The organism is Clostridioides sp. ES-S-0049-02, assembly GCF_020658465.1.
Lineage (GTDB): Bacteria > Bacillota > Clostridia > Peptostreptococcales > Peptostreptococcaceae > Clostridioides.
In genome coordinates, this window is record NZ_JACVWG010000002.1 from 74817 (window position 1) to 95476 (window position 20660).

The 20660-nt window shown below is 28.2% G+C and carries 18 protein-coding genes and 1 pseudogene; 12 read left to right on the forward strand and 7 right to left on the reverse strand.

Annotated features, from left to right (window positions below; genetic code table 11):
* Positions 1-116 precede the first annotated feature (116 nt).
* The 5 genes from IC213_RS06625 (at position 117) to secG (ending at position 5965) form a co-directional block, all read left to right on the forward strand.
* Positions 117-1319: a phosphoglycerate kinase gene (locus tag IC213_RS06625; protein ID WP_227481909.1), complete on the forward strand. Its 1203-nt coding sequence runs from the start codon at positions 117-119 to the stop codon at positions 1317-1319.
* Between the two features lie 25 nt (positions 1320-1344).
* Positions 1345-2088: a triose-phosphate isomerase gene (gene tpiA, locus IC213_RS06630; protein ID WP_227433775.1), complete on the forward strand. Its 744-nt coding sequence runs from the start codon at positions 1345-1347 to the stop codon at positions 2086-2088.
* 11 nt (positions 2089-2099) lie between these two features.
* Complete coding sequence (gpmI, locus tag IC213_RS06635) at positions 2100-3629, forward strand: 2,3-bisphosphoglycerate-independent phosphoglycerate mutase (RefSeq protein ID WP_413926637.1); 1530 nt, start codon at positions 2100-2102, stop codon at positions 3627-3629.
* Positions 3630-4145: 516 nt separating this feature from the next.
* Complete coding sequence (gene eno / locus IC213_RS06640; RefSeq protein ID WP_227433777.1) at positions 4146-5438, forward strand: phosphopyruvate hydratase; 1293 nt, start codon at positions 4146-4148, stop codon at positions 5436-5438.
* Positions 5439-5740: 302 nt separating this feature from the next.
* A complete protein-coding gene (gene secG, locus IC213_RS06645; protein ID WP_227433778.1) occupies positions 5741-5965 on the forward strand; it encodes a preprotein translocase subunit SecG in 225 nt (74 codons plus the stop codon).
* A gap of 240 nt (positions 5966-6205) precedes the next feature.
* Here secG and IC213_RS06650 read toward each other — a convergent pair whose 3' ends face one another.
* A complete protein-coding gene (locus IC213_RS06650; protein ID WP_227835116.1) occupies positions 6206-6634 on the reverse strand; it encodes a hypothetical protein in 429 nt (142 codons plus the stop codon).
* Positions 6635-6910: 276 nt separating this feature from the next.
* Between IC213_RS06650 and IC213_RS06655 the strand changes: the two genes are divergently transcribed.
* Positions 6911-7999: a rhodanese-like domain-containing protein gene (locus IC213_RS06655; RefSeq protein ID WP_227862871.1), complete on the forward strand. Its 1089-nt coding sequence runs from the start codon at positions 6911-6913 to the stop codon at positions 7997-7999.
* 311 nt (positions 8000-8310) lie between these two features.
* Here the strand turns inward: IC213_RS06655 and IC213_RS06660 are convergent, their stop codons facing one another.
* From IC213_RS06660 to IC213_RS06680, 5 genes are all read right to left on the reverse strand, one after another.
* Positions 8311-9198, reverse strand: coding sequence for an AEC family transporter (locus tag IC213_RS06660; RefSeq protein ID WP_413927298.1), 888 nt, complete (start codon positions 9196-9198; stop codon positions 8311-8313).
* Positions 9199-9252: 54 nt separating this feature from the next.
* The gene (locus IC213_RS06665) at positions 9253-9627 is read right to left on the reverse strand and encodes a VOC family protein (protein ID WP_227862873.1); all 375 of its coding nucleotides are present in this window, start codon (positions 9625-9627) and stop codon (positions 9253-9255) included.
* Between the two features lie 250 nt (positions 9628-9877).
* Entirely contained in the window at positions 9878-10375 is a 498-nt protein-coding gene (locus IC213_RS06670) for a YbhB/YbcL family Raf kinase inhibitor-like protein (protein WP_227862874.1), read from the reverse strand.
* A 54-nt stretch (positions 10376-10429) separates the two neighbouring features.
* A complete protein-coding gene (locus tag IC213_RS06675; protein ID WP_227862875.1) occupies positions 10430-10792 on the reverse strand; it encodes a winged helix-turn-helix transcriptional regulator in 363 nt (120 codons plus the stop codon).
* 17 nt (positions 10793-10809) lie between these two features.
* Entirely contained in the window at positions 10810-11424 is a 615-nt protein-coding gene (locus IC213_RS06680; RefSeq protein WP_227433785.1) for a DNA alkylation repair protein, read from the reverse strand.
* Between the two features lie 615 nt (positions 11425-12039).
* Here IC213_RS06680 and rnr point away from each other — a divergent pair.
* The 5 genes and pseudogenes from rnr to IC213_RS06705 all read left to right on the forward strand — a co-directional run bounded on the left by rnr (position 12040) and on the right by IC213_RS06705 (position 18311).
* Complete coding sequence (gene rnr, locus IC213_RS06685) at positions 12040-14175, forward strand: ribonuclease R (protein ID WP_227433786.1); 2136 nt, start codon at positions 12040-12042, stop codon at positions 14173-14175.
* Between the two features lie 503 nt (positions 14176-14678).
* Positions 14679-15164: pseudogene (locus IC213_RS06690) on the forward strand (YfbM family protein).
* Between the two features lie 414 nt (positions 15165-15578).
* Complete coding sequence (locus IC213_RS06695) at positions 15579-16451, forward strand: ABC transporter ATP-binding protein (protein ID WP_227433788.1); 873 nt, start codon at positions 15579-15581, stop codon at positions 16449-16451.
* On the forward strand, positions 16448-17737 hold the full coding sequence (locus IC213_RS06700; protein WP_227862876.1) for an ABC transporter permease: 1290 nt from the start codon (positions 16448-16450) through the stop codon (positions 17735-17737). Before IC213_RS06695 ends, IC213_RS06700 begins: the two co-directional genes overlap by 4 nt.
* Positions 17667-18311, forward strand: a complete 645-nt coding sequence (locus tag IC213_RS06705; RefSeq protein WP_227862877.1) for an ABC transporter permease — start codon at positions 17667-17669, stop codon at positions 18309-18311. The genes IC213_RS06700 and IC213_RS06705 overlap by 71 nt, the downstream gene beginning before the upstream one ends.
* Positions 18312-18727: 416 nt before the next feature.
* On the opposite strand, the gene IC213_RS06710 is transcribed toward IC213_RS06705, so the two are convergent.
* Complete coding sequence (locus tag IC213_RS06710) at positions 18728-19555, reverse strand: AIM24 family protein (RefSeq protein ID WP_227433791.1); 828 nt, start codon at positions 19553-19555, stop codon at positions 18728-18730.
* 544 nt (positions 19556-20099) lie between these two features.
* On the opposite strand from IC213_RS06710, the gene smpB reads away from it, so the two are divergent.
* Positions 20100-20555 (forward strand): SsrA-binding protein SmpB, encoded by a 456-nt coding sequence (smpB, locus tag IC213_RS06715; protein ID WP_054275121.1) that lies wholly within the window; start codon positions 20100-20102, stop codon positions 20553-20555.
* The last annotated feature ends 105 nt before the right edge of the window (positions 20556-20660 follow it).

The window sequence follows — 20660 nt, forward strand, 5'->3', positions numbered from 1 at the left end:
ATAATGTTACATACTATATATAAAAATATGATAATATGATATATTTAATAGGGTAAAAGTATGTACTATATTATACTTGGCAATAAAAAATTACTTTATTAAAAGGAGAGATATTTATGTCAATGCTAAACAAAAAAACTATAGAAGATATTGATGTGTGCGGGAAAAAAGTATTAGTGAGATGTGACTTTAATGTACCATTACAAGATGGTGTAATTACTGATGAAAATAGATTAAACGGAGCTTTACCAACAATTCAATATTTAATTTCTAAAGGAGCAAAAGTTATATTATGTTCTCATTTAGGAAAACCAAAGGGAGAAGCTAAACCAGAATTATCTTTAGCACCAGTTGCAAAGAGATTATCTGAAATGTTAGGTAAAGAAGTTGTATTTGCAGCAGATGATAATGTTGTAGGAGAAAATGCAAAAAAAGCTACTGAAAAAATGGAAAACGGAGATGTAGTGTTATTAGAAAATACTAGATATAGAAAAGAAGAAACTAAAAATGAAGAAAACTACTCTAAAGAATTAGCTTCACTTGCTGAAATATTTGTAAATGATGCATTTGGAACTGCTCATAGAGCGCATTGTTCAACAGTTGGAGCAGGAGAATTTTTACAAGAGAGAGTTTGCGGATACTTAATTCAAAAAGAATTAAAATTCTTAGGAGAAGCTGTTGCCAATCCTGTAAGACCATTTACAGCTATACTTGGGGGAGCTAAAGTTTCTGATAAATTAGCTGTTATAAATGAACTATTAGAAAAAGTTGATAATCTAATAATAGGTGGAGGAATGGCTTATACATTCTTAAAAGCTCAAGGTTATGAAGTAGGAACATCTTTACTTGAAATAGATAAAGTAGAATATGCAAAAGAAATGATGGAAAAAGCTAAGGCAAAAGGCGTTAACTTATTATTGCCAGTAGATGTTGTTATGGCAGACCACTTTGCACCAGATGCAACTCCAATAGTAACAGAAGATGCTAATGTAAAAGAAGATTATATGGGACTAGATATGGGACCTAAGACTATAGCAAACTTTGTAAAAGCTATAAAAGAATCAAAAACTGTAGTATGGAACGGACCAATGGGAGTATTTGAATTTGAAAACTTTGCAAATGGAACACTATCAGTAGCCAAAGCTATGGCAGAATTAACTGACGCAACTACTGTAATTGGTGGTGGTGATAGTGCAGCAGCAGTTAATCAATTAGGATTTGGTGATAAGATGACTCACGTATCAACAGGTGGAGGAGCATCACTAGAATTTTTAGAAGGTAAAGAATTACCAGGTATTGCAGCATTAGATAATAAATAAACTACTATATAGAGGAGATTGTAAAATGAGAAAACCTATAATTGCAGGAAACTGGAAAATGCATAAAACAATAAAAGAAGCTTTAGAATTTGTAAATGAAGTTAAAGGAAAAGTTAATGCTGATAAGGCAGAAGCTGTTATATGTGCACCATTTACTTTATTGAAGGATTTAAAAGAAGCTACTAAGGGTACAAATATAAAGATAGGTGCTCAAAACATGCACTTTGAAGAAAAAGGAGCATTTACAGGAGAAGTTTCACCTCTTATGTTAAAAGAAATAGATATGGACTATGTTATAATAGGACATTCAGAAAGAAGACAGTACTTCAATGAAACTGATGAAACTGTAAACAAAAAAGTTTTAAAAGCTTTAGAAGTAGAAATAGACCCAATACTATGTGTTGGTGAAACTTTAGAGCAAAGAGAAGCTGGAAAAACTAAAGATGTTTGTAAAGTTCAAGTTGAAAAAGCTTTAGAAAATGTTCTTAAAGATGATTTAGCAAAAGTAGTTGTTGCATATGAGCCAATTTGGGCTATTGGAACTGGTAAAACTGCAACTGCTGAAGATGCTAATGATGTTATATCTTATATAAGAGAAGTTATAAAAGGATTATATGGAGAATTAGCTAATGAAGTTAGAATACAATACGGTGGAAGTGTTAAACCTTCAAATGTAGCTGAAATAATGGGTCAAAGTGATATAGATGGAGCTTTAGTAGGTGGAGCTAGCTTAGCTGCTAATGACTATTTAGACCTTGTTAATTTCTAAGGAGTGAAATGATGAAAAAACCAGTTGCTTTAATTATTATGGACGGATTTGGATATAATAAGGAAGTTAAGGGAAATGCAATTGCTGAGTCCAAAACTCCTAATTTAGACAGAATAATGAAAGAATATCCAAACACATTAATAAATGCTAGTGGTCTTGATGTTGGTCTACCTGATGGTCAAATGGGAAATTCAGAAGTTGGCCATACTAATATAGGTGCAGGTAGAATTGTATATCAAGATTTAACTAGAATAACAAAATCTATAAAAGATGGTGATTTTTTTAATAATAAAGTTTTATGTGAAGCTATGGACAACGCAAAAGAACATTCTCTTCATGTAATGGGTCTTTTGTCTGATGGTGGAGTACATTCACATATAGACCATCTTAAAGCTATAATCAAAATGGCAAAAGATAAAGGTGTAGAAAAAGTATATGTTCATGCATTTACTGATGGTAGAGATACTGACCCTCAAAGCGCATTGGAATATGCTAAGGAAGTACAAGCTAGTATGAATGAAATTGGAGTAGGTGAATTTGCTACAGTTTCTGGTAGATACTATGCAATGGATAGAGATAAGAGATGGGAAAGAGTAGAGCTTGCATACAATGCCATGGCTAGAGGTATTGGCGAAAAAGCAACTTCTATTGAAGAAGCTATTCAAAACTCTTATGATAATGGAAAAAATGATGAATTTATAATGCCAACAGTTATTGTTAAAGATGATAAAGCAGTTGGAAGTATAAAAGAAAATGATTCAATTATATTCTTCAATTTCAGACCAGATAGAGCAAGACAAATAACAAGAGCTTTAGTAAGTGAAGAGTTTGATGGATTTAAAAGAGAAGAAATTAAAAACTTCTTTGTATGTTTAACAGAGTACGATATAACTATAAAAGAAGTGCATATAGCATTTGGACCACAATCTTTAACTAATACTCTGGGTGAATATCTTGCGAAAAATGGAAAAACTCAATTAAGAGCTGCTGAAACTGAAAAATATGCGCATGTTACTTTCTTCTTCAATGGTGGAGTAGAAGAGCCAAACAAAGGTGAAGAGAGATTATTAATACCTTCTCCAAAGGTTGCAACTTACGACTTACAACCAGAGATGTCTGCATATGAATTAACAGACAAAGCTTTAGAAAAACTAGGAGAAGATAAGTTTGACTTTATAGTTTTAAACTTTGCAAACCCTGACATGGTAGGTCATACAGGAAATATTGAAGCAGCTATAAAGGCTGTTGAGACTGTAGATACTTGTGTAGGAAAATTAGTAGATAAAATAATAGAGCTAGGTGGAAGCGCAATAATAACTGCTGACCACGGAAATGCTGAATACATGTTAGACCCACAAACAGGAAAGACTGTAACAGCCCACTCTATTAATCCAGTACCATTTGTGGTTGTTGGACAAGAATTTGAAGGTGCAAAATTATTAGACGCAGGAAGATTATCTGATATAGCGCCAACTGTTTTAGATATGATGAAGTTAGAAAAACCAGAAGAAATGACTGGTCATTCACTTATTTCAAAATAGTTAAGCTTAATAAGTATTATCTATTAATCTAGTGCCATTTGAAATTTTTGCTAAAGAATTTGAATATGCAAAATTAGGTGCTAGAAATTGAATTAATAAGTTTATAAATTGAATTGATAAGTAGAATAGTAACTTACAATAAAGTAAACTTAAAAGTATTTCAGTCTAAGTGAATTTTATAAAGTTTAAGTAAAATGATGTAAAAAATAATAATTAATATATATTATAAAATCAAAAATTATTAGAATCATTAGTTGTAAATTTTGTGTTTCATGTTTTAAGTTTATCTGTATATTTATGTATTGAAGATTGATTTTGGCTAATAGATAAGTTAAAAATTATAAAAAATAAAATAAAAATAGAAACTTTTACAAATTTACCCATCAAATAAATTTGTATCTAATTTTCAAAAATAACTTTCTGTACTATAATATAATAAGTAGATTAAAACTAGTAGACGGATGTTTACAGTAAATGAAAATTTAACTAATAGAAAAATCGAAGGGAGATATACAAATGTCAGTTATTGAATTAGTATATGCTAGAGAAGTATTAGACTCAAGAGGAAATCCAACTGTAGAAGTTGAAGTAGTATTAGAAGATGGAGCAATGGGAAGAGCAATAGTTCCATCAGGTGCATCTACAGGAGCTTTTGAAGCTGTTGAATTAAGAGATGGAGACAAAGGAAGATACTTAGGAAAAGGTGTAGAAACAGCTGTTGCTAACGTAAATGAAATAATAGCACCAGAAATCGAAGGAATGGATGCATTTGACCAACCAGCTATAGATGCAATGATGATAGAATTAGATGGAACTCCAAACAAAGGTAAATTAGGAGCTAATGCTATATTAGGTGTTTCAATGGCAGTAGCTAGAGCAGCTGCTGATGAAATAGGTTTACCATTATTCCAATACTTAGGTGGAGTAAATGCTAAGCAATTACCTGTTCCAATGATGAACATATTAAATGGTGGAGAACATGCTGATAATAACGTTGATGTTCAAGAGTTCATGATATTACCAGTAGGAGCTTGTTGCTTTAAAGAAGGTTTAAGAATGGGAGCAGAAGTATTCCATTCATTAAAGAAAGTTTTAGGAGAAAAAGGATTAGCTTGTGGTGTAGGTGACGAAGGTGGATTCGCTCCAAACTTAGGTTCAAACAGAGAAGCTTTAGAATTAATAGTTGAAGCTATAACAAAAGCTGGATATAAGCCAGGAGAAGATGTTATGTTAGGACTTGATGTTGCTGCTACAGAAATGTACAATAAAGAAACTAAAAAATACGTTTTAGCTGGAGAAGGAAAAGAATTAACTGCTGCTGAAATGGTTGCTTTATATGAAGATTGGTCAAACAACTTCCCAATAATAACTATAGAAGATGGTTTAGATGAAGAAGATTGGGATGGATGGAAATTATTAACTGAAAAATTAGGAAACAAATTACAATTAGTTGGAGATGACTTATTTGTTACTAATACAGAAAGATTAGAAAAAGGAATTGAAAATGGAGTAGCTAACTCTATATTAGTTAAAGTTAACCAAATAGGTACAATAACTGAAACTCTAGATGCAATAGAAATGGCTAAGAGAGCAGGGTACACTGCTGTTATATCTCATAGATCAGGAGAAACTGAAGATTCTACTATAGCAGATTTAGCTGTTGCAGTAAATGCTGGACAAATAAAAACTGGTGCTCCATCAAGAACTGATAGAGTTGCTAAATACAACCAATTATTAAGAATAGAAGAAATGGTTGGAGAGCAAGCTAGATACTGTGGATTAAAATCTTTCTATAACTTAAAAAAATAGTTTTTAAGGATTAAAAAGATAGTATAAAAGATTTTAAGTTTATCTTATAAGAGATAAATGGGATAAGTGTTAATTGATTTTTCAAAGCACTTATCCCTTTTTATATGTAAGCCATTTTTATTAGGAAAATAAATAAAAGCTTTGAAATAATTGCTATAATTAAAAACTATAGATATATTTTGATGGCTTTTGATATCAGTTTTGTTTGTGATTTATAACATAATAGTCTTGAAATGGCTATATTATTGTGATACACTAAAGAGTAATGAAATTTAAGTAATAGAAAGATAGGAGGGGCAAGAATGGGCAACATTTTAATGGGTGTGCAAGTAGTACTAGGGATTTTACTAGTAATTAGCATAATGCCTCAAGATTCTAAGAATGCTTTACCTTCAGAGTTTGGTGGAGAAGGAAGTCAAGCTTACTTTAAACCAAAAGGAAAACAAGCATTTCTTGCTAGAGTTACAAAAATAACAGCAGTATTATTTTTTATAAATGCATTGGCACTACTTATAGTTAAGAAGTAGTGGTATTGTTGAATAACTGGCCATTATTTAATTAGTGCATTTTGGTTACATTTAAAAATTAAATTTAGTTTTTAATAAAAGTACGTCAACATAAAAAAGTACGTAAAATAAAAGCTGGACTAATGATTTTATATTATTGGTCCAGTTTTTATTTTATGAATTGAGTCAGATATTTATAAAATAAATTTTTGATATATCTATTTTTGTTATATAGTTTTTAATATCTAGCTTTTGATATATCTAATTTTTAATCATTCTAGTATGCACAATCAACTTGATAATTTGCAAAATAGATACCATACTAAGCATCATTATTAAAAAAAAGTAGGAACTGTTAGTATATTGTGTATTTGTTAATATAAACTTTAATAAAAGAGTGTTGATTATTATTGTTAAAAGACCCATTAATTTACCAAATAAATTATAGCTCTTTTTTAAAATAGTGTTTTGAATTAGCAGTATAATTGCAATTATAGTAAAAACGATAAGAATAGCTATTAGAGCTATTTTAAGTGATTCAATAGGATAATCTCTTTCAAAGTTTCTGTTAGTGTATGTTACCCACCTATGCATTCCCATTCTTGTATTTGCATATTTTTCAAAAACCTTACATCCTATTAGAAAAGCAATTTGAAATAGTATTGTAATACTATAGAGTGTTTTCTTCATTAGTATTTCTCCTTATTATATTAAATTATAGACAAACTAAAAATATTATATTGATTTATATTATAATGTTTACTACTAAAATATTATAATATAAATCAATATAATTTAATAGTAAGATATAAATAGAATGCTGTATAGAAATTTTGTATAAAAAGTAAGATGAAGTATAGATATTTTGTATAGCCAACATTATGTATAAGCTGTAGAATTATTGAATAGAAAAAAGCTATATGATATACTTTTTAGATGAAAACTAGATAAGATGGAGGGAAAAACGTGAAAAAAAGGTTATTAAGTTTAATATTATGTATAGCTATGATTGCGACTTTATTAGTTGGGTGTTCAAACAACAATTCAAATGAAGCAAGTAATAAAGATGCTAATGCGGAAAAGGTTACAGCTGATCCAGTTGATACAACAAAAGTATTTGTATCACCTAAGTGGGTAAAAAGTGTTATTGATGGAAATCAACCAGAGTCTAAAAATTATGTTATTGCAGAAGGCTCATGGGGAGCAACTGAACAAAATGAAGGCTACTTGAAACAGCATATACCAGGAGCTATTCATATTGATACAGACTCTTTAGAATATGATAATGATGAAGGAGTAAAAGACTTTGATAACTACAATATCAAACCAGCAGATGTAGTTGAAAAAGTATTACTTAGCAATGGTATTACATCAGATACAACTGTTATACTATATGGTTCTGATTCAGGAGTAGATAGAATAGCATTCATTTGTCTTTGGGCTGGTGTTAAAAATGTTAAAGTTATGGATGGGAGTATTGAAGCATGGAAAAATGCAAAATATGATGTAGAAAAAGGAGCAGTAGAGCCAAAATCTCAAAAAGAGTTTGGTGTAAAAGTTCCAGCTCATCCAGAATATGTAATGGATATAAAAGATGTAGAAAATAAATTAAAAAATGACCCTAACTTTAGACTAGTAAGTATAAGAAGCTTAGAAGAGTTCTCTGGAAAAACAAGTGGTTACAATTATATTGATAAAGCTGGAGAGCCAAAGGGTGCTGTATGGGGGCGTGCAGGTACTGATGCAAGCAGTATGCAAGATTATATGAATGAAGATGAAAGCTATGTAGATTTTGATAAAGTATTAGGTTATTTTAAAGATATTGATGTGACAAAAGATACAAATACAGCATTTTATTGTGGAACTGGATGGAGAGCAACTATTCCTTGGTTAATGTGCTATGAAAATGGATGGAAAAACATCACTTTATTTGATGGTGGATGGTGGCAATGGCAAACACAACCTAATCTGCCAGTACAAGTAGGAAATCCTAAAGATGGGGATGTTAAGTATACAACTGTAGGTGAATTATCAACTGATAAAGCTAAAAAATAATATAAAAAAAGAGGATATGCCAATATAATTTTTATAAGTAATAAGCTATATACTATTTTTAAAAAAAGCTTGAAATTTTATGAGTTTCAGTAAAGAATACAAGTTTCAATAGAGAATATAAATTTCAATATAAAAGGTGAACTATATTTATTATAGTCCACCTTTTTTATATTTTTTTGAGTTATGAGTAGTACTTATTTTCTGTATATATTTATTACAATATCAATACATATTTACTATGCTATCAATATGTGTTTCTTACAATACAAGTATATATTTCTTATTATACCAAATTATACTATAGGATATTACTAAATAAGATTATTCTGTTTTAAGATAAATATTATTATAAATACTGTGATTATGGAAAATGCAGAGGTAAATACTACAATTTGTCCAGCAAGTTCACTATCAGAATTCATCTGTTGGGCCATTGTAAATGAAGAAATAGCAGTTGGAGCAGATAACATTATCATAAGTGAAGCTAATTCTACATTTCTAAATCCAAGAAAAATGCTAATTGGTAAAAATATAGCAGGTATAAGAATAAGTTTTCCGCACACCCCCAGTATAATTGGTCTTATATGTCCTTTTATAGCAGAAAAGCTGAAAGACCCACCTAGAATTATAAGTGATAGGGGAGTAGCAATTTTGGAAATATCACCAATGGTTTTATGTAAAAATTCAGGGATTTTAATATTTAAAATAAGCATTATCAATCCTATTACAGAAGCTATTATGAGAGGATTTGTTAAAACACCTTTAATCATGTGCTTTATATTTATTTTACCACCTCTAAAAATCTCAAGTATTATGACTGATAATACATTGAACATAGGAACAATAACTGCAATTAATAAAGATGTAACCCAAATATTTTTATCACCAAATAGTGAGATTGTTACAGGTATACCAAATATAACAAAATTACTGCGAAAGATACCTTGTATTAATGCACCTCTTGTTTTATTATCTTTTTCAATTTTAGGTATAATAAAAACTAAGAGTAAAAAGATTGAAAAAATACTTATAATAGCTACAGCCATAAGTTTGAGGTTAAGAGAACCATTTAAATCCGTATTGTATATATTAAAAAATAATAGTAATGGCAGGAAAGATTTGAAACAAACATTATTCATTTTATTTAAAGTATGTTCATCAAATAAACTTAATTTTTTCAGAACATACCCAAGTGACATTGTGAGAAACAAAGGAAGAACTACATTTATAGATAGAATTAAATTTTCCAAAGTTTATTCTCCATAACTTGACAATTCGATTAAATTTCCATCAGGGTCTCTTAAGTAAATAGACTTCATTTCACCAAAGGCTCCTGTGCGTTCTACAATTCCTTGCTTAATTTTAATACCATTTTGTTCTAAGTTTGTTTTTGTCATGTCAATATTAGTATTTATCTCAAAACACAAATCAGCACTACCTGTTTGTACGTTTTTGCTGTGAGGTGAAAGTTCATGACCTTTTAAATGGACATTTATTTTGAAATCTCCAGAGTAAAGTTCATATCTTTCATTTGTCTTCTTTAATGTAAAACCAAGCTTTTTATAAAAATTTATGCAGTTTTCTATATTATTAGTAGTAATGACCACATGGTCTATTTTTTTTATCATAATAACTCCTCGAAATTTTATATAGATTTATTAAATGTGTTGATATCTTCTTTTAATAAGGCATAAAATAATAATTAGTTAAATATAAGAAATAACCTGAAATCCATTGATTTAATAGTTAAATAAAATATAAAAAATAATTCGAATCCATTGAATCAACAATTAATTAAAATAGAAAAATAATTTAATAGCAATTAAGCTAATCATTAATTAAGTGTAACAAATTAATGATTAGCTATAGTAAATCTAATTAATTAGAATAACTCCCTTTAAGTGTAAATCTATCTAAAATATGCCCATCCATGGCTTCAAAAAACTCATTCATATAAAATCCCTTTTCAAGATTAAGAGTAGTATCAAGGGCAAACACATGTATTTCATAAACATGTGGTCTATCTGGAGGAGCCATACCACCATAAACACTAGCTTCTAATCTACCAATATCACCTAATTTACTATGCCAACTAGTAGTCCCTTGAATAAAATCAGTAGCTGTTATGCTTTCATTTTCCTTTAATTCATCTTTTGTTATATTTGCAGCTAGCCAATGTATCCATGCAAATCCACATACAGGAACTGAATCTTTGTCCTCTAAAAATACAGCAAAGGACACTGTATGCTCTGGAGCATTTTCAAATTTTAGAGGTAATGAATATGTAGGCATACCACCTTTATTAAATTGATTTCCTCTTTTTCCATATTTATCTTCTATAACACCATTTACTATACCTGTACTAGTTACTTTCATAATAATTTGCCTCCTAAATATATAATAAATTAATAAAAATTTTCTGTAAGTTTATTATATACCAGTTGTAAAGAATGGTAAATTACTTACTTTACCATTCTCTAGCATGAAATTAATTCCTATATCTTGCATTACAGCCAAAGCATCTAACATCTGTTTTTCACGAATAGGTGTAAGTGAATATTCAACTTTAAGTGGATATCCTTCATAGGTTTTTTTATCAACCAGCCCAAATTCAATCAATTCTTTAAGTTGTTCAAGCAACATTTTTTGGTTGATTCCATTAATCTCTTTTTCTAGTTTTGATAGAGAAGTTGGACCTATATGTAATCTCCATAATATAATAGACTTCCATTTACCTTTTATCATATCATGTGTTAGTTCTAATGGACATGTATATTTTTCACGAAGCTTCAAGTATAGTCACCTCCAATTTATTTTGCCAAAATACGTTTTGAAGCAAGTTTATATACAAGTTCAACTTTTTTATTTGAAACATCCCATGAGTTTAATTCGTTTTTTACTAAATCTGGATGTTTTTTACTTATGTCTCTAAGAGCATTTCCAACAGATTTTCTTAAGTATTCACTGTCCTCATCTTTTAAACTAGAAAGCAATGATATAGCTACAGTGGGGTTGGTCTTAAAATAGTCTCGGATAGTCCAAACTCTAAGCCCTTCTGTTACAGCTCTCTTTATATTTGGGTTGTCAGAACTTAACCACTCTTTTATCACAGGAAGTGATTTATCATATCCAACTTCACTACAATAATAATCAAATGATTTAGCTAATATTTCTTGTACTCTCCAGTTTTCATCTTTACTCACATTGTTTTTTAAAAATAATAAGGCTTCAGAAATATGTATTGATATAAAGCCTAATATAAACACTGCTAATTCTCTTACTTGATAGTATTCTGATCTATATAAGTAAATTGATAGATAATAACACTTCTTTGAGTCATTATTTTTCACAATTTTTTTAGCAATATTTTCGATTTCTTTAAAACCATTTTCTATGGTAATAATTTTTGCAATTACTTCTTCCAAGTTTATCTCCTCCAATAAGTAGATTAGTTTAAATTTAATATATTATTTATAATAAAAAAATTTATTTAATTTATATAAAATAAAGACTTGTCAAAAAACGTTTGCAAGCCTTTAATATTAGAATAAATAAAAAACAATAAAAAATCAACCTAATTTAACATATAAATTTACTTTTATTATAAGTTTTATATTATAAAAAGTTATATTTAAAAAATTAATTGAGTTATATAAATTTAACTTAATTTGAGTATACTAATAGAATAAATTATTATATAGTAATACTTAGATGGAATGAATATTTTACCAATTCTATATGATGGTGTATAATTAGGTGATAAAGTAGCTGTAATAATGATATTTTAAGTAAATTACAATTGTGCTTATGATAACTTAAACTATTATTAGAGAATTATCATAACTTTTTTAAAGATTTATTAAGATAGTTTCAATTAAATATAAAAAACATATAATAATTGATTTAACTTGAACAATAATAAAAGAATATAAAAAACGGTGTGTGAAGATATATGAAAGGTAATATAGAAGATATACAAAGGGTAATATAATAGAAAACTAAAAAAATAATATAACAAGAAAGTAAAATAGGAGGAAAAAATGATACCAGGACTTAAAGAGAGTTTGTTAGGATTAATAAACGAAAGTGCATATAATCCTCTAAAAAAGGAAGAATTAGCAGAAATTTTTGATATACATTCATCAGAAATGCCAATGTTCTATAATTTTTTAGAAGAATTAGAGGAAGATGGATATATATGTTTTACTAAGAAAAATAAAATAGTATCATCAAATCAAATGGGATATTTTGTTGGTAAATTTACATCACATAAAAAAGGCTTTGGATTTGTAGAATCTGATGTTGAATACACACAAGATTTATTTATCTCAAGTGACAATATAAATGGAGCTATGCATAATGATAGAGTTATGGCAGAGATAGTTGTACCTGCAACTGAAGAAAAAAGAGCAGAAGGACGAATCGTAAAAATTATAAAGAGAGAAATAACTAAAATAGTAGGTACTTTTCAATCAAGTAAAACTTTTGGATTTGTAACACCAGACAATAAGAAATTTACTAAGGATGTATATATACCTAAAAGATATTTTAGTGGTGCAGTAGATAATGATAAGGTAGTTTGTGAAATTACAGTATGGCCACAAGAAGATAGAAAACCAGAAGGAAAGATTATAGAAATACTGGGTCAAAAAGGTGAAAGAGGAGTAGAAATAGACTCTATAATAAGAGAACATGGTCTTCCAGAAGAATTTCCTAAGAAGGTATTGCAAGAAGCAGAAGCTGTTGCTGTTGAAATTCCAGAAGAAGAGGTAAAAAGAAGAAGAGATTTAAGGGATTTAAATATATTTACTATAGACGGAGATGACGCAAAAGATTTAGATGATGCTATATCAATAGAGGTATTATCTAATGGAAACTTTAAATTAGGGGTTCATATAGCTGATGTTACACATTATGTAAGAGAAAAAAATAAATTAGATAAAGAAGCTTTAAAAAGGGCTACATCTGTGTATTTAGTAGATAAAGTAATTCCAATGTTGCCAAAGACTCTTTCTAATGGAGTATGTAGTTTAAATCCATTTGAAGACAAATTAACTCTTTCTATATTTATGGAAATAGACCATAAGGGAAATGTAGTTAAGCATGAAATATGTGAATCTATAATAAATTCAAAGGCTAGAATGACTTATACAGAAGTATCCGATATATTAGAAAAAGATGATGAAAAGCTTAAAAAGACTTTTGAACATGTTGTAGATGATTTTAAAAATTCTGAAATTTTGGCTAGAATTCTTATGTCAAGAAGAGAAAAAAGAGGGGCTATAGACTTTAACTTCCCAGAAGCAAAGATAATTCTAAATGGAAATGGAGAAGTTGCAGATATAAAACCATATGAAAGAAGAATTTCTAATAAAATAATAGAAGAGTTTATGCTTATAAGTAATGAAACAATTGCTGAACATTTTTATTGGATGGGTATACCATTTGTGTATAGAATACATGAAACACCATCTTTAGAAAAAATGGAAGAATTGAGTAAATTTATATCTACATTTGGATATACAATAAAAGGTGATAAAGAAGAAGTACATCCAAAGGCATTACAAGGAATAATAGAGAAGATAAAAGGCAAAACAGAAGAGGGAGCAATCAGTACCATAATGCTTCGTTCTTTAAAACAGGCTAAGTATTCACCAGAATGTAGTGGACACTTTGGGTTAGCTGCTAAATTCTATTGTCACTTTACTTCACCAATAAGAAGATATCCTGACCTTCAAATTCATAGAATAATAAAAGAGTCTTTAAATAATAAGATAAATGGAAAGAGACAAGAGCAACTTACTACTATAGTAGATTATGCATCTGTTCAATCATCTGAAAAAGAGAGAAAAGCAGAATTGGCTGAAAGAGATGTACATGACTTCTATAAGGCTCTTTATATGAAGGATAAAGTTGGTCAAGAGTTTGAAGGTGTTGTATCTAGTGTAACTTCATTTGGAATATTTGTTGAGCTAGATAATACTATAGAAGGATTGATAAGACTTGCAAATATGAATGATGACTATTATATCTATGATGAAAGTTCTTATAGTGTGTTAGGTGAGAGAACCAAGAAGTCATATAAAATAGGTGACCTTGTTAAGATAAAAGTTGAAGGTGTAAATGTAGACTTTAAAGAAATTGACTTTGAGATAGTTGAAAAGATTGAAGAATAAACAAAATATAAAGAATAAGGTTTAATATTTGAAAATAAGAGTAAACAGGAAAAAATTAATATCTTAAAATAAGAAAATACAGAAATATTTAAAAGTAGACATGAACATTTGTAGTGTTTATGGTATGACTAAATGTAGAATATTTGATAAAAAGTAGATGTTTAGACCATATTTAGCATTTAGCAAAAAATATATATTAAAAAAATAGATTTTTATAGGAAATAAGTGTATCATTTAGAACTTGAGATACACTTATTTTTTATTTTATATAATTTTGACACGACAACACATGTATTTTACTAAAAAGATAGGACTAGTTTATGCAATATTAGTGCATGTGTGTGCGTAATAAAATTCTTTGGTTCCACATCAGAAATATTACCTCATGTATACTTTGATTTTTAAGATGTAATGACATTTTTTTTAGTGAATTTTCTTGTCAATACCTTTTGTTATGAGTTAAAATTATAAAAATACTACTTAGGAGGGAAGTAATTATGGGCATGATAGGAAGTTACTTTAGAATAAGTGAAGAAAATATTTTGAAATTACAACAATCAACAGATAACTTAGAGGATTTTATGTTTGAAGATGTACAGGAAGATAGCAGTATTAATATTGATAAAGCATGGCATGCAATTCAGTTTACTCTAACTGGTTGTCCTTTTGGTGGAGATAATGCTAATATTTTTAGTAAATTAGTGTTGAGTGGAAACACATTTATGGAAATTGAATGAGAATTTTATCCTATGTTAATTACAGCTAATGATGTAAAAAAACTATCAGAGGCAATGAACAATTTGGAAGAAGAAGAATTTAGAAAAAAATTTAGTGTCAGTGAAATGCTAGAAAATGAAATTTATCCTGTTATGGATGATGAAGATGAGGATGAATTTTTTGAATATGTATGGGCTAATTTAATTGAACTTAAAAAATTTATGCAAGTAGCTTCTAATGAGGGACAAGCTGTAATATTTTGTATAATGTAATGATTATTATAAAGCTATTTATCATAAGATTGTAAGTTTTATAAAGTTGTTTACTATAAAGTTGTTTACTATAAAGTTGTAAATTTTAATAAAGTTAGATATGAGTAAATGATGCCTTTATAAACGTACATATTGAAACAGCAGTAGAATGTAATCCAATTATAGTAATTTTAAAAGAACTTTTTAAATAGTAATATTATCTTTAGACACTTCAATTATTTTTAAATCACTATAGTACAGAAGTCATTAGTATATAAGCGTATTTATTTTATTTATTAAGAGAAATTAGAATCTTTAGAAAAAATTTAGAAATTTCTAAATAATATCTTAAGTTTTAGAATTTATTATGGAAATATAATAAAAAATTAATAAAAATAAAATACTATAAAATGATTTATGGGGGTGTACTTATATATGGAAATGAAAATATCAGTGTCTAATCTCAGTAAGAGGTTTGGTTCAAAATTGGCTCTTGAAAATGTAAACATTGAAATTGATAGTGGAATGTTTGGACTTTTGGGAAGAAATGGAGCAGGAAAAACAACATTTATGCGAATTCTAGCTACTTTATTGTCAAAAACTGATGGCTCAATAGATATGTGTGGAATTCCTATAGAAAAAACGAAAGAAATTAGAGATATGGTTGGTTACCTTCCTCAAGATTTTTCAATGTATCCAAATATGACAGTGTATGAAGCAATGGATTATCTAGCTGTTTTATCAAATATACCATCAGGAAAAAGAAGAAAAATTATCAATAAGTTATTAAGTAAAGTAAATTTAACTAATCATCAAAGAGTAAAAGTAAAATCTTTGTCTGGAGGTATGAATAGAAGACTTGGAATTGCCCAAGCGCTGATTCATAATCCTAAAGTTTTAATCGTAGATGAACCAACAGCAGGACTTGACCCAGAAGAGCGTATACGATTTAGAAATTTATTATGTGAGATTGCCAATGATAGAATAGTTATATTATCAACACATATTGTAGGAGACATAGAAGCAACATGTGAAAATATAGCTATATTAGATAATGGAAAAGTTATATATAATGGAACAACTGAGGCATTAACAAAACTTGCTTATGGAAAAGTATATAGTGTTGAAGTAGATAAAAAGGACATAGAAAATATAAAAAATAGATTTGTAGTTATAGGTATGTTGACTCAAGGTGGAAAAGCTACACTTAGAATCATATCAGAAGAAAAACCTTTTGAAACAGCAGTAGAATGTAATCCAACTATCGAAGATGGCTATATGCTTATGATGGGAGGAAATAAGATATGAATCTATTTATAAAAGAGTGTAAAAACATATTAAAAAGCACAGTCTATTATGTTTTTATTGTAGTATTAGTAGTTTTCTATATTTCACAACTTGGAAGCTCAGTTTCAGAAGATGTAAGCAAAAATATTCCTAATGAAGGGAATCCATTAGTTGCTCCTCAAAAAGTAGAAAACATTGATGAATACTACTTAAAACACAATCAATATCCATATGGTCAAAAAGAATCTTTGAAGTCTGATAAAGTAATTCCAAGTGCAACTATAAGTTTAATTAGAGAATATCAAGAAAATTCATATACAACATATCCAATGGGAATTATTAAGCATATAAAATTAAATGAAAGTAAGACCCAAACTATAGAGAAGTATATTGAGGAGATAACTGGTAACAGTATTGACAAAGTAAACTCAATTTGGGAAAGTGGAGAAAATATAGAAATAAATTCTTCTAAATTATCATTTGAAAAATTTGAAGAAATAATGCAAAGCATAGATGAAATTTTAGGTGGTGGGTCTGCGTATGCCATTGATAAATTACAAAGATTTGGTATAGTTCCAATTACTTATGAAGAAGCTATGCAAAATTATAACTATACAATACAAAAAGATAAAGTAACTAATGGTTATGCAAGAATTTTTTGTGACTATATTGGTATAATTTTAAGTATATTTCCAGTATTTGTAGCAGTTTTTATGTCAATGAAAGATAGACGTTCAAGAATGAGCGAAATTGTCTATTCAAAACAAGCATCAACATCTAAAATAATTTTATCAAGATATTTTGCTCTTGTATTTATGATGATGTTGCCAGTTTTAATTTTAGGTATAAAAGAATTACTTCCTTTAATTTCATTTGCTAAAGATGAAGGAATTTCTGTTGATAATTTAGCATTTATAAAATATACACTGTGGTGGTTATTGCCAACTCTTATGATAGTTACAGCTGTAGGAGTGAGTCTGACTGTTTTAACAGACACACCAGTAGCAATTATTGTTCAATTAATTTGGTGGTTTTACAGTATAAACTCTATAGGTCTTGAAGGAGATTATCCATCAATGGGACTAATGATAAGACATAATAATGTACTAAATGGAACTATTATAGCAGAAAACTTTAATACTATTATGAGTAATAGACTTTTAATAGGATTAGGAGCATTAATAATTGTCTTGATAACTACATTTTTATATGAACAAAAAAGAAGGGGGAATCTTAATGTTGGTTCAAGGTTTTCAAAATTATTTAGTTTTAATAAAAGAAAACTTCAAATTAAGCACTCTAATTAATCTAATATGTTCAATTGGTATGTTATGTTTGATTCCATTTATACAAGGGGTAGCAAATTTAGATAGTATTTCAGCAGCTATATGTCTTGAAAACTATGTTGTAATAGTAGGAATAATAATGATAGTTCCTATATTTTACTTAGAACAATCAAAGGAAATTGATGAGATAGTATCATCAAAATCAGTATCTCAAGTAGTTATACAATTAATAAGAATAATAATGTCAATTATAAGTATGCTTGTGTTAATTGCTGGATTTGTACTGATGTTAAAACATCTTGGAGGCAATTTTCCTATATTTAAATATATTGTGGGGAGTTTTGCATCAGCTATGTTTATAGGAAGTTTAGGTATGTTATTTTCTAATTTATTTAACAATACTATTATAGGATATATGGTATCTATAGGATATTTAATTTTAAATATGATGACTAAAGATAAGTATGTTGGAAATTTCTTTATAATGTCTATGAGTCGAGGTAGCTTTGATGAAAAGTATTGGTTGATATGTGGAAGTATTGTGCTTATAGTTGTATCTCTTTTGATAAAGCCAATAAAGAGAAAGATTGGTTAGTTAGATTAAAATTGTTTATTGTAGGTAAATCAAATAGAGTAATAATAGGCATTTTTAGGTTAATAATCAGAACTATAATAAAAGTTATTAGATTTATAATATATGCTATCAATAATTTTATTTAATTGGATTTATTGATAATTGAATGATTTAACGCAGATAAGATTTGAATTAGAGCATCAGATAAAAAGAATATATTTTTAAATATGAATTTATATTTATAAAAGAGGCTATTAGTAGATTTGAGGCTGTAAGTAGATTTGTGTAGAAACAAATTTACCTACAGCTTTTTTATATTTACACTGATGTCTTTATATTATAAAATATATCTATTTACTAAATTTTATCTAAAGATGTCAAAAGTATATTTTATATTAACTTTACATGAATGGTTTTATAAAATTTTCATAAAATTTCTATTTTTGCTTAGAAACCTTATTATTCATATTATCATTAGTAGGCATGGCTCCAAAGCTTAGTTTTTCGTACATTACTTGAGTAGGAGCTAACCAAACTGTACCATTTCCAGTAAATGTATTTAAGAAACCTTCACCATTTAAAGCAGAACCAATTAAAGATTTATCTGACTTTGTAACAGAAAAATTAACTCCAGATGTTCTGGCTATTGCAAAGTTACCATCTACTTTTAATTCTTCTCCATTGCTCAATTCATATTCTACAATTTCACTTTGAGGCACAACACATTCTAGAACAACTACACCAGTACCACTTAACTCTATTTGGAAGAAACCTTCACCGCCAAGTAAAGCAGAAGAGAAGTTCTTTTGCGTAAATGCCTTTACTTCTATAGTGTCAGAGCAACAATAGAATAGACCTTTATCGACGATTATAGAATCATTATCAAGGCTCATAAATAAATAATGTCTAAAAGAAGGCTCTAAGTAAACTTCGCCAGTACCCTTATATGTAGGTTTCATCATTGACTCATTAGTAAGTGCTCCTGATATTCCTTTTTTGAAAAGACCTCCAACACCACCAATTTTAGTTTCAGAAGATATCTTTCCTTTATAATAGTACAGTGCACCAGCTTCTGTTTTTATTGATGAATTATTTAATTTTATCTTAATTTGTCTAGCCTTCAAGCCAGCTTCTCTAGCAAAATATAATCCCATTGCCATCATTGGGCTAGAAGCACCTTCAAGTTTTTCAAATTCTAATATTTCAAATTCACTTCTACCATCTGATGTATTTTCTAAAATTTTTACTTTTTTGCTTAAATCCATACAAATTTCTCCCTACTATATTAAAATTTATCTCTAAAATATTATAAGATATAACTATATATTACATTTTTTTTGAAAAATTAGCTACTTTATCATCAAAGTTTTACATAGATATTAAGAAATTTTAAGAATATTTATAATTGAAGTATATTGTTTGAGTATGTATTTTGAGTAGTATTTATAATTTGTGGGTATTATATTTTATGGGAGTGTTAAAATTATTTAAAAGTGAAAAGTGAAAAGTGAAAAGTGAAAAGTGAAAAATAGGTATTGGAGTATTAAAATTTTTGTTTTGAGTTTGATAGATTATTTTTAGTAATTTATTTTGACTTTGCATTAAATAGAGTAGATGCAATTTCTTACAATATGTTGTTATATTATTTAATATATATTGCTTAATTAGTTTAATGTATGAGTTGTCATATTGACTAAAGTACTTGAATATGTTATCATACAGGGTAGTCAAAAGATTTATAGATATAAAATAATTAGTAAATTTTTAGTATATATTAAAGAAATTTCTAGCAAAGAAGGTGAGATTTATATGGCTGGTAAAAAAATATTAGCAACAAACAAAAGAGCAAGACATGAATATTTTATAGAGGAAACCTATGAGTGTGGAATTGAATTAAAAGGAACAGAAGTAAAATCAATAAGACAAGGTAAAGTCAACCTAAGTGATGGATTTGCATCTGTAGATAACAGTGAAGTATTTTTAAAACAAGTTCATATAAGTCCATATGAGCAAGGAAATATATTTAATGTTGACCCTCTAAGAGTGAGAAAGTTATTGCTTCACAAGCATGAGATAAGAAAACTTATTGGAGCAACTACTATAAAGGGGTATTCACTTATACCACTTAGTTTATATTTAAAAAATGGTAAAGTTAAAGTAGAGATTGCTTTAGCAAAAGGTAAGAAGTTATATGACAAGCGTCAAGATATGGCTAAGAAAGATGCCCAAAGACGTATAGAAAGAGAAATGACAGGGAAATATTAAACTAGTTAAAATTGTATTTTTTAGAATAAAATTCTTTATTATCTAGAACATAACATTGATTTTTATTCTTAAAAGTATTATATTATATATACATTAAAAATTTAA

Coding starts and splice junctions, on each gene's coding strand:
- IC213_RS06625 (WP_227481909.1), top strand. CDS start 117: ATGTCAATGCTAAACAAAAAAACTATAGAAGATATTGATGTGTGCGGG.
- tpiA (WP_227433775.1), top strand. CDS start 1,345: ATGAGAAAACCTATAATTGCAGGAAACTGGAAAATGCATAAAACAATA.
- gpmI (WP_413926637.1), top strand. CDS start 2,100: ATGAAAAAACCAGTTGCTTTAATTATTATGGACGGATTTGGATATAAT.
- eno (WP_227433777.1), top strand. CDS start 4,146: ATGTCAGTTATTGAATTAGTATATGCTAGAGAAGTATTAGACTCAAGA.
- secG (WP_227433778.1), top strand. CDS start 5,741: ATGGGCAACATTTTAATGGGTGTGCAAGTAGTACTAGGGATTTTACTA.
- IC213_RS06650 (WP_227835116.1), bottom strand. CDS start 6,634: ATGAAGAAAACACTCTATAGTATTACAATACTATTTCAAATTGCTTTT.
- IC213_RS06660 (WP_413927298.1), bottom strand. CDS start 9,198: ATGTCACTTGGGTATGTTCTGAAAAAATTAAGTTTATTTGATGAACAT.
- IC213_RS06665 (WP_227862873.1), bottom strand. CDS start 9,627: ATGATAAAAAAAATAGACCATGTGGTCATTACTACTAATAATATAGAA.
- IC213_RS06670 (WP_227862874.1), bottom strand. CDS start 10,375: ATGAAAGTAACTAGTACAGGTATAGTAAATGGTGTTATAGAAGATAAA.
- rnr (WP_227433786.1), top strand. CDS start 12,040: ATGATACCAGGACTTAAAGAGAGTTTGTTAGGATTAATAAACGAAAGT.
- IC213_RS06695 (WP_227433788.1), top strand. CDS start 15,579: ATGGAAATGAAAATATCAGTGTCTAATCTCAGTAAGAGGTTTGGTTCA.
- IC213_RS06700 (WP_227862876.1), top strand. CDS start 16,448: ATGAATCTATTTATAAAAGAGTGTAAAAACATATTAAAAAGCACAGTC.
- IC213_RS06705 (WP_227862877.1), top strand. CDS start 17,667: ATGTTGGTTCAAGGTTTTCAAAATTATTTAGTTTTAATAAAAGAAAAC.
- IC213_RS06710 (WP_227433791.1), bottom strand. CDS start 19,555: ATGGATTTAAGCAAAAAAGTAAAAATTTTAGAAAATACATCAGATGGT.
- smpB (WP_054275121.1), top strand. CDS start 20,100: ATGGCTGGTAAAAAAATATTAGCAACAAACAAAAGAGCAAGACATGAA.